The 1,973-nt window shown below is 59.5% G+C and carries 1 protein-coding gene and 1 pseudogene; one reads left to right on the forward strand and one right to left on the reverse strand.

Annotated elements, in window-relative coordinates:
- A pseudogene (locus tag H5U08_RS17070) lies at window positions 1–376 on the forward strand (hypothetical protein); the annotation flags it as partial.
- Between the two features lie 10 nt (window positions 377–386).
- Here H5U08_RS17070 and H5U08_RS17075 read toward each other — a convergent pair.
- A partial coding sequence (locus H5U08_RS17075) for a glycoside hydrolase (RefSeq protein ID WP_297035840.1) occupies window positions 387–1,973 on the reverse strand: 1,587 nt, incomplete at its 5' end.

Genomic DNA, 1,973 nt, shown 5'->3' on the forward strand with positions numbered 1-1,973 from the left:
GGCGGCCGGGATCATTCTGACACAGTTGCAAACGAACCAGGGTCCCCAGAGCGGCCCGGCGGCAGCTCCCTCGCCGACCCCCGCTGAGGTCCCGCAGTCGGCGTCACCGGCTTCTCCCTTCAAACAGGAACCGGAAAATCCGCAATCACAACCCCCGGCGGCACCTGCCCAACCTTCAGCAGAGGGGCAGGGGCAACAGGCACCACCGGCACCAATGCCCGAACTGCCCAAGGCACCTCCTGCCCAGGAATTGCCACAGGCCCCGGCCAATTTACCTCCGCCACCAGCCCCCTCCGAATCGTCCACGCAGCAAAACCCTCCATTCCCCGTGTTGCCGGTTCAGGGGGAAGTAGGGGAGATAGGCATTTCCGGTTGATGCGGGGAACTCATTCCTCCTCGCGATGTTCATAATCCGCGGTGCGGATGGTTGTGACGATCCGACCGTTCTCCAGCCTCCGGATCTGTTCGATCCGGGGGCCTTTTACGTAGAAGCCGTTTTGGGGCAGGAGATACTTCGCACCACCCATCGCAAGCTCGTACGGTTCGCTGCCGAAATTGACCACCACGACCGTACCATCCGAGAACGTTGTCCGCTGCACATCACGGTTTTCGGTAACAAATTCGTGGTTGAGCATCTCGGTGCCCGCGATGATTTCATGAAGAATGCACGTGTTGCGGTAGGTCCGCAGAAAGACGTCGCGGTGATCCCGCCATGAACCGCGGCGCCGATCCGCCCAGAGAAGAGGAATGGTACCGTACAGAACGTTGAAGGCGTCTTTTTTGGGGGTGATTTCCGGAGCGGCCTGGAGGAGAAAATCGCTCGAATCGCCCCAGTACCACGTGGTCACCACGCAATCATGAAAGACGAGTTCCCACAGCGGTGCCCGTTCGCGGTGTCCAATACCCCAACGTTCGTATTGGCTCCACGGCGGCAGCTTATTGCCCCAGGGGCTTGTGAATGACTCGTCTTTGCTCTTCGGCGGAATGAGATGCCCGGCCGGCCAGGAGAAGTACGCGTTGCAGCTCATCATCCCCTCGAAGTAGTCCACGTACGGCACCGCCCACCAGATACCGTGCTCGCCTCCCACCACAAGTTTGAGCGAGCGGACATAACGGAGCAGATCCACGCCACATTGCCGCTTCTGTGCTCGGGTGAGAAGGTGAGCCGGGTCATAGCACTCGTAGAGGTCCTCGGCGGTGGTCACATCGATGAACCGTCCCAGAAACGGATATTCAGCCAGGATCTTGGGGATATCTCGCTGCGCTGTGCGCACCCAAAGGGCGGGGCAGCGCTTCATGAACTGGGTTTTCTTGTCGAACGTCAGCCAGGCCTTCATCCGTTCTCCATTGGCCTGAAGGACCACACTTTGAGGAATGAGATCGTGGGAACGGTCGATCTTATCTTCCCCGTCCACGGGCAAAACGTCCGTGTAGTTGTCGTACTCGCTGGTGAGGTAGCCGAGTTCGTTCACCTTTCGCATTTGGTCGGGCGGCATACGCCCCTGCACGAGCAGCCGCCTGATCCCGGCCTGCCTGGCCTCCTCCGCAAACTGCAAACTGGCGTTGCCCCACACATCAGGGGCACCGAACAGTCGCTTGAGCTCTGGGTTCGCCTTCACCTTTTCGGAAAACGGAACAATCAAACCGAGTTCCTGCGCATAGGCGCGGTAGCGCTTGGCCAGGGCCACATAGCCGCCTTTATCCACGAAATGCCAAATCAGCTTTCGGGGATAGCTGAATTTTCCCATACTGGGCGACCACCCGATGGTGGGCACCCAGGCTGACTGATTCTCCTTCTGAACCTTGCGAAGTTCCACGTAGCCATCGTCACTGGTTTCAGCAAGGATCATGTAGCCGATGCCCGTCTTCAGATCGCAGACGCCCACCCAGGGCATGTCCAGCCGCGACGTGTTGAACCATCGCCGAGGGAGCTGTTCTTCCGCCACGGGGTAAAGGTGTCCGTTGCAGTAGTC

It is taken from the genome of Thermogutta sp. (genome assembly GCF_014359955.1).
Lineage (GTDB): Bacteria > Planctomycetota > Planctomycetia > Pirellulales > Thermoguttaceae > Thermogutta.